The organism is Promineifilum sp. (SeqCode), assembly GCF_041918635.1.
Classification (GTDB): domain Bacteria; phylum Chloroflexota; class Anaerolineae; order Promineifilales; family Promineifilaceae; genus Promineifilum.
In genome coordinates this window covers 1-8086 of the sequence record NZ_JAYRVJ010000468.1, presented here as the reverse complement: position 1 = coordinate 8086, position 8086 = coordinate 1, and the positions used below count along the sequence as shown (strand labels likewise).

Below are 8086 nucleotides of genomic sequence, written 5' to 3'. Positions count from 1 at the left end.
GTACGTCAGCCCGTCCGCGCTGACCGACAGACTATCCAGCGAATCCTTGGGCATGCCCTGCGTCGAGCCGTCCAGCACCATGTGCCACTTGCCGGCCGTCTCCTCGCCGTACTTGGTCAGGCAGAAGCCCAGGATGTCCTCACCGCCGAACTTCAGCGTCTTGTTGCGGTAATCCTTGACCTCGCCCGAGCCGAGCGTGCTGATGAGCAGGTACACCTGGCAGCCGGAGCCGATAGGCGACATCGAACCGGGCAGGATGTGGAGCGCGTCGATGTTCTCGCTCTTCTCCTTCAACCCGACCTCGTCCCCCTCGAAGTAGAGGTAGAGCTTCGTCCCGTTCCACAGCACCAGGTCTTCGCCCTTCAGCCGGTCGTGGATGTTGGGCAGCTTGCGGTCGTAGCCGCTCAGGCTGAAGATGACCGACGTGCTGGCGGTGTTGGGGATGTAGAAGGCGTCGATGTTGTCCTTGTTGCCGCTCGACGTGAGCCCGGCGTTGGAGCCGTCGAACCACTTCGACCAGGCCGCGCCGTTCCACTTGAGGATGTCCTCACCGCCGAAGGTGACCGCGCCCACCGAACCCGCGTTGTCGGCCGAGACGTAGACCGTCTGGGGCGGCGGCGGGGGCGTGTAGGTGTTGTTGAACGTGCACACCCAGGCGTCGCCATCGGCCACGGTGATGTTGGTCGGAGCGACCGCCTCGACCGCCACGGTGGCCGTGTTGTCGCACGACGCGCTCGACAGCGTCCAGTTCGGCTGATTCAGCTCAGTCACCGAGTAGTTGCCGGCGGGCAGCGCCGCCGACGTGGCGCTCTCGCCGTTCTTCAACTTGAAGTTGGTCGCGCTCCAGCTCGGATCGAACTCGAACTCAGTCGTCGTATCCGTGGCCGGGTTCGTCACCTTGCTGACCTTGATCGTGCCGCCGATGAAGCAGGGCGTATCGGCGTCCAGGTCATTCACGCGCAGCCAGGGCGTAAAGTCCACCCCGGCGCTGACGTAGGAGCCGGTTCCGGGGCCAAACGGGCCGGGGCCGCTGGCGTCGCCCCACCAGTTGCACGTGCCGTCCACCTCTTCATAGGGCATGGCCAGGGAGATGCCGCTGTTGGGGTCCTGGCTCACGTCGTTGCGGTTGATGCGCACGTTGGTGATGACGCCCTCGCCCCAGCCGGCCGCGCGGTAGATGAGCACACCGTAGTTGAGGTTGTTGTTCAACTGGTTGCCGGTGATGGTCACGCCATCCACCGTCTTGCCGGTCTCCGAGCCGATGGTGATGCTGCGCCGGTTGCCGCTGAGGTCGGAGTTGGTGATGCTGACGTTCGTTGACGTGCCCACCCACTCCCAGAGGATAACGCCATCGAAGTTGCCGTGGGCCACAATGCCGTCAATGGTGACGCCGGTCACCTTGACCATATTGATGCCCTTTGACCCGTTGGTGTTGATCGAGCCGTTATTGTTGAACGTGCCGCCGGTGATGGCGACGTTGGATATGCCCGCGCCGGCCGTCAGATTGAGACCGATCGCCTGGGTCAGGTCAACGACACCGTTGTTGTCGAAGTGGGAGTTCGTCACGGTTACGTCGGTCGCCGCGCCGGCGATACTGAAGCCCCACGACCCGGCATGGTGGAAGTTGCTGTTCAGCACGGTCACCGAGGCGTACGTGCCGGCCGAGCCCAGGTTGGCGTTCTGCGACCTGGCATAGGCCGACTCCACGTCATCGAAGGTGATGGTCATGTTGCTGCTGGCCGTCTCGGCCACGCGTACATTGAAGTCGGCGGCGTAGGTGTTGGCCGGCAACCGGGTGAAGGTGACGCCCTTCAGGTGGACGGTCAGGTTGTTGCCGAAGATCTCCACCCCGTTGGTCTTCATCGGCAACTGGATGATGCTGACGCCGCTGCCCGCGCCGACCAGGCTCAGCGATTTGGTGATGTAGAGTTCGCGCCAGCCGGTGGCGGCGTTCTCATAGAACGTCCCCGCCGCCAGGTGGACGGTGCCGCCGGCCTGCACCGTGTCGATACCTTTCTGAATCGTCTTGAAGGCGTCGGCGAAGCTCGTGCCGCCATTGGCGTCGCTGCCGGTCGCCGCGTCCACGTAGCAATCCGTCGTGCACAGCGGAACATACTTGTTCTCGAAGGTGCATACCCAGGCGTCGCCATCGGCCAGGGTAATGGCGGACGGGTCGGCCGTCTGCGCTCCGTTGACGCACTCCGCGTCGGTCTGCACCCACCGGGCCGGCAGGCTGACCTCGGCCACGGAGTAGCTGCCGGCTGGCAAGAGGGCCGACGTGACGCTCTCGCCATCGCTCAACGTGAAGTTGGGTCCCGGCCAGCTGGGGTCGAACTCGAAGTCGGCCGGGTCGCCGGCGGGGGTCGTCTGCTTGACGACGGTGATCGTTCCGCGGGCGCACGGGCCGGGCGGAATGACCGCCGGCTGCGTCAGCCACGGGTCGAAATCAACGTTGGTCGAGACGGCGTCGCCCGCGCCGGGGCCGGCGTCGGATGGGCCATCGGCCGCGCCCCACCAGTTGTTCTCAGCGTTCAGCGTGCCGGTTCCCTTGTTGGTCGCGCCATTGGGGGTATTGGTCGTAATGTTGTTATTGGCTACCTGAACGGTCGCCGCGGACTGAGCGCCGCCACTGCCGATCATGACCGCTCCAGGGTCGCCCCATTTGAACGTTTGCAGGGCGTTATTGTGGAGAGCGTTGTAGGTGATCAAGATGTTACTGACGCCCTGGGCCACGTAGATAGCGCCATTTTCGCTCGTGCTGGCGGTCACGTCGTTACCCGTCACGTCGGTGTCGCTCATGTAGATGGCGATGCCGTCCTGTCGGGTGTTACGGACAACATTGTACAAGATGCGGCCGCCACTCAGAGCGGCATCGGTTCCCCCCTTCGTGCCCAGCTTGATACCTTCGTTAATAGACGTGGTATCGACCAGATTGCACTGGATGGTCGTTTCCGTGGCCTCGTAAACATACAGTGCGGCGTTCTCCGAGTCGATCCCGATCAATTCGTTGAACTGGATCAGACCGTTCACCGATCCGCAGCACAGGTTGATCCCATCGCCGAAGGTATCGTAGACGTAGTTATATTCGATGACGCAGGTGTCGCAGTCGCGAATCTGCATGCCCTCGTCGCCGGTGGCCTGGTGGACGATGAGGTTGCGAACGGTCACGTTGGCGACGTTGCTGCCGGCTAGCGAGGCGATCAGGTCGGCGACGCCGTTGATGACCTCAAATCCATCGAGAACGACGCCGCTGCTCTCGATCTGGATGACAGTTCCCAGGGTTCCGGCCCCGGTAATGATCGCCTCGGCCGCGCCGCCGGGCACGCGCGCGCTGCCCTCGCTCGGCCGCGGGTCCACGCCCGCCTGGGGGCCTTGCAGGGTCAGCGCCTTGTTGACGTGAAGGGTTGCCGCCGGGGTATACGTTCCCGCAGACAGACAGATGACATCGCCCGCGCTGGCGGCGTTGATGGCCGCCTGGATGTCGGCGCCGGCGACGAGGGTGGTGGTACACGCTGGGGGAGCCGCCGCCACCATGGATGGCAGGGCCAGCGCCAGCAACAGCGCCATCAGGATGAGGACGCGGCCGGTCGTGGGAAAGCGAGTATTCATGATGGTTCACACCTGGTTCTAGACTAGACAGCCGGCACTGGCCCACCGGGCGGTAGGCGCGCTTCGTTCACCCGGCTGCGCGGCCGGGTCAACGCCCTTCGATCAATCGGTAAGTGGAGAGACCTACGGCTCGCTGACCCCTTCTAACCCGCAAAATTCGCGGATTCCCCCTTCTGCAAAGGTCGCGCGCCGAACATAGGTTATGACTGGCAATCCCTCGTCAATAGACCTTCCTCCCGCCCGCTGTCCTCCCTGATATCAAGACCGGGCGCTAAGCCAACAAACGGTGAACAACACGATGTGGCGACAGTGTAATATGCATAGTAGCCGCAACGATAGTGACAAAGAGCACGTAATCGGCCTGACATTGATCATAAAAGCTAGGTAAAATACTTACAATTGCTTAACACTACTCAGGTACCATAGTACTGGATAGGTGAGCGGCGGGTGCTCGAAGGGTGAGGTATTGAATAGAGCACCCACCGGGCAGGGTACGTAGTTGACATTCATGACACACTGCGTCATAATACAAGTAGCAACGCTGACAAAGTGGCAGGCAGCAAGTAGTCGATGCAGGATTCCCCCCTGCACCCCCGCTCCCCCGCCCCCCTGCCCTCTTTGCAACCTTATCATCCCACCCGCGTACTATCCTACATACGCGATCTGATCGGGCCGCGGGCCGCGCCAGTGGCCGGCCGCCGCCCACCGAGCTAAGGAGTTTTAGGCAACATGTCTGACAATAACCACATCCACATTGAGGAAGAACTGCACGACATGGCCCACGAGGCCAAGTCCACCGCCCGCCGCTTCACGAAGGAAGTCTCCGTGCGCGGCAGCGACCTGCGCGAGACCGTCGGCCGCCTGGCCAAGGAGGCCACCGTCCGCAAGATCACCGTGAAGACCCAGAGCGGCAAGACCCTGGTCGAGATGCCGCTGGCGCTGGGCGCGCTGGGCGCGCTCATCATCGGCCCCTGGTCGGCCGCCCTGCTGGCCGCCGCCTGGGTGACCCGCGCCTCCATCCTCATTGAGTACATCGAGCCGGCCGTGGCCGAGGCTGAGGCCGCGGTCGAAGCGGCTGTCGAGAAAGTCGAAGCCGCGATAGCCTAAGAGAATCATCCGCAGATTAAGAGGCTCACGCAAAGGACGCCAAGATCGACAAGCACGCAAAGAAAGAAAAAGCTTTGGCGCTCTTGCTGGTCTTTGCGAGCTTTGCGTGAGCCTCTTAAAATCTGCCTAATCTGCGGATCATATCTTCTGGAGAAAAAGATGACTGACGAGCAAACTCCCGTGGAAGAAGTCAAGGAGACGGTTGAAGAGACGGCCGAAGAGGCCGCCAGCAAGGCCCGCACGGTGACCGACCGCGTCTCCGTGGCCGGCGGCGACCTGGTGAAGACCGTCCAATCCCTGCTGCGCGAGGCCGCGGTGCGCAAGATCACCGTGCAGGACAAGACCGGCCGCAACCTGATCGAGATCCCGCTCTATGCCGGTATGGCCGGCGCGATCATTCTGGGCTACGGCACGGTGCTGGCCCTCATCGCCGCCTGGTTCGCCGAGGTGTCCATCCTCATCGAGCGCGATAAGGCCAGCGACGAGCACAGCCCGACCGTCGTCGGCGACGCCATCGAGCGCGCCGCCGGCAGCATCAGCACCAAGACGTCGGAACTGGCCGGCAGCATCTCCGCCCTGTTCGGCAACGCCGCCCGCACCGCCAGCGACGCCACCCGCCGCGCGGCCGAGTCCATCGAGGGCCGGTTCACCGGCGTGGCTGAGACGTTCGAGGAGAAAGCGGCCGAGGCCGCCGAAGCGGTGGAGCAGGCCCAGGCCGAAGCCGCCGCGCCCCACCAGTGCGCCGCCATCACCAAGAGCGGCACGCGCTGCAAGCGCATGGCCGTCACCGGCTCCGACTTCTGCGCCATGCACCAGCCATTGTAGGGGCTAGGGACTAGGGGCTAGGTTCTAGGAGGGAGAAGCTCTTCCCCTAGAACCTAGTCCCTAGCCCCTTTCTTTTGTCCTGATTGGCCCGAAATTGGGCGCAGGAGCGGCGGAACGCCCGGACTGCGGGAAATTCCTCACGCAAAGACGAAAAGCGCGTCTGGCGAAAAATCAGGGGGTAGGGGTTAGGGGAAGAATGCTCTTCCCTAGCCCCTGGCCCCTAATTCCCCCACACCGGCCCCAGGCTCAAGCCATCAATCGGCTTGGGGATGACAGTGCGCGCCACGTAGCCCCGCGTCCAGCGCCACAGGTCGGACTGGGTGGGCACGTACTGGAGTTGCAGCACGTCGCGCGGGCCGCCGGTCAGGCGCACCCCGGCCGGGCCGATGGCCCACGTGCCGGGCAGGGCCGTCCAGAGCAGGTCATACTGGTAGTCATAGCCCATGCGACCCGCCTGCGGGGCCATTGTCGCCGACCCGATATCCTCGGCCTTCAGACCGGTGATGACGGCGCCATCCTGATACAGTTCCCACGCCCCCTGCACCGGCTGGCCTGTGCCCGACTGGACGAAGGCGATCACGTCCTCGTCGGCCACAGCCAGCGCGCCGCCGGCCGCCGGCACGCTGCCCGAGCCGGTCAGGCTGATCAGGATGTTGCGACCGTCGGCCGGGTAAGCCGCGGCCCAGCTGATGGCGTCGATCTTCTCGCCGGCCGTCGTCAGGCCCACATCCGCGCCGCGCAGGTAGAGGTTCAACGTTCCGGCCGTGTTCTCCCCCAGCGAGACCGGCGTGAAGCGCAGGATGTCGGCCGGCTTCACCAGGCCGATGCCCGGCACGTTCTGCTGACCGCTCAGGCTGAACAGGATGCGGCCGTTGAAGCTGAACTCGAAGGCGTTGATGTTCTGGGTGATGCCGACGTCGGAGGCGTCAAACACCAGCACCCACTGCCCGGTGGCCGGGTGGCGCACGGCGATGTCGCCCTTCTTGATGGCCGCGTTGCCGCCCAACCCATCCACCGTTGAACTGACGTACAGGCTGTGGGAGCGCGCCAGCGTCAGGCGGTAGTCGCCGCTGCCGCTGCACATCCCCTCGTAGTACGAGTTGGCCGAGGTGACCTTCAGGTAGTACCAGCCATCGGCCGGCAACAGGAAGGCGGGCAGCGTGTCGGACAGCTCAACGCCCGTCACGTTAGCGGCCAACTCCTTTAAGTTGGCGTCGTACAAGGTCGCCGCCGCTCCATCCCAATGGCTGTCGCTGAGCATGTCGGCCGCGAAGTGGGCGACGTCGGCCGCCCGTCCCTGGAACTTGTACCAGTCGACGTCCTGCTCGCCCACGTAGTCGGTGAAGGGCGCGCCATAGGCGATGGGGCGCGCCCCGCCGGGCACGTTGTCCAGCGCGTCCGCCCCGGCCAGCGTGTCCAGCGTCAACGAGTACGCGCCGCTGAAGTCATACGGCTCCACGCGCACATAGTGGACGCCGGCCTTCAGGGTGACGATCAGCGGCTTGGGCGAATACGTCTGCGCCAGTTGCGTCAGGTTGGCGTCGAACAGGGTCAGGATGGTGCTCGAATCCAGGTCGCAGTTGCCAGTTTCGCTCAGGATGATCTGGTCGCCCGCGGCGGCGGTGAACTTGACGTAGTCCACGTCGCCGGGGCCGATGGCGCGCGCTCCGCAGGCGTGGTAGGGAACGGTCTGGGCCTGAGCGGGCGTGTCGTTCGGCTCCACCTCAGGCACGTCAATACAGGGCGCGCTCGCCGCCGGCGCGGGACCAGCCTGCGCCGCCGGCGCGGCGGCCACACTCGACGCCAGCATCGCCAGCGCCACGAATACGGTTATGAAAAGAAACAGCTTGCGGTTCATGATGATCTCCATAATGGAGGGGCCAGGGGCTAGGTTCTAGGGGCTAGGGGAAGAACGCGCTTCCCTAGTCCCTAGCCCCTAGTCCCTATTTCACCGCGCCGGCCCAATGGCGATGGCGTCAATCGGCTTGGTCGTCAGGTTCTTGACCGCCAGGCCGTCATCTGCATACAGCACGTCCCGCGGCGTGCCCTTCACGCCATTGATGACAAAGGCGCTGTCGAACCCGAACAACTGCCGCGACAGCCGAGCCGGGACACGCGCCAGCCATTCGGCCGCGAACAGGTCTTCGCCGGCCATGCCCGGCACGGTCGAGCCGTCCGTGTTCATGCGCCACGCCCCGGCCGAGTTCGCGCCGTAGGTCACGCCCACGAAGTTGATCAAGTCCTCATCGGCGATGGTCAGGTTGCCGCCGCTCTGGCGCGGCGCGGAGCCGGCCCCGCTCAAGCTGATCAGCAGCGGCTGCTGCACGTCCACCCGGATGATGATGGCGTCAATCTTCTCGCCGGCCGTCGTCAGCCCCACGTCGGAGCCGTCCAGAAACCACAAGAACGACCCGGCCGTGTTGGCCCCCAGCGAGGTGGGCGCGAAGCGGATGATGTCCTGCGGCGTCACCTGGCCCAGCCCCGGCACGTTCTGCGCCGCGTCCAGGCTCATCAGGATGCTGCCGTTGGGCATGAGATCGAAGGC

Annotated in this window: 5 protein-coding genes; 2 read left to right on the top strand and 3 right to left on the bottom strand. The window is 64.5% G+C overall.

What is annotated here, in order from left to right:
• On the bottom strand, window positions 1–3609 hold a 3609-nt coding region (locus ACE3UY_RS14290; protein WP_374688183.1), incomplete at its 3' end, for a hypothetical protein.
• A gap of 729 nt (window positions 3610–4338) precedes the next feature.
• Between ACE3UY_RS14290 and ACE3UY_RS14285 the strand changes: the two genes are divergently transcribed.
• Together ACE3UY_RS14285 and ACE3UY_RS14280 are read left to right on the top strand one after the other, a co-directional pair.
• A complete protein-coding gene (locus tag ACE3UY_RS14285) occupies window positions 4339–4716 on the top strand; it encodes a DUF4342 domain-containing protein (RefSeq protein ID WP_374688182.1) in 378 nt (125 codons plus the stop codon).
• A gap of 159 nt (window positions 4717–4875) precedes the next feature.
• A complete protein-coding gene (locus tag ACE3UY_RS14280) occupies window positions 4876–5541 on the top strand; it encodes a DUF4342 domain-containing protein (protein WP_374688181.1) in 666 nt (221 codons plus the stop codon).
• A 220-nt stretch (window positions 5542–5761) separates the two neighbouring features.
• Here ACE3UY_RS14280 and ACE3UY_RS14275 read toward each other — a convergent pair whose 3' ends face one another.
• Together ACE3UY_RS14275 and ACE3UY_RS14270 are read right to left on the bottom strand one after the other, a co-directional pair.
• The gene (locus ACE3UY_RS14275) at window positions 5762–7399 is read right to left on the bottom strand and encodes a hypothetical protein (RefSeq protein ID WP_374688180.1); all 1638 of its coding nucleotides are present in this window, start codon (window positions 7397–7399) and stop codon (window positions 5762–5764) included.
• A gap of 90 nt (window positions 7400–7489) precedes the next feature.
• Window positions 7490–8086, bottom strand: a 597-nt coding sequence (locus ACE3UY_RS14270; RefSeq protein ID WP_374688179.1) for a hypothetical protein, incomplete at its 5' end; no start/stop codon positions are given.

Bases quoted from the DNA above. Each gene is read 5' to 3' on its own strand.
- ACE3UY_RS14285 (WP_374688182.1), top strand. From the start codon at position 4,339: ATGTCTGACAATAACCACATCCACATTGAGGAAGAACTGCACGACATG.
- ACE3UY_RS14280 (WP_374688181.1), top strand. From the start codon at position 4,876: ATGACTGACGAGCAAACTCCCGTGGAAGAAGTCAAGGAGACGGTTGAA.
- ACE3UY_RS14275 (WP_374688180.1), bottom strand. From the start codon at position 7,399: ATGAACCGCAAGCTGTTTCTTTTCATAACCGTATTCGTGGCGCTGGCG.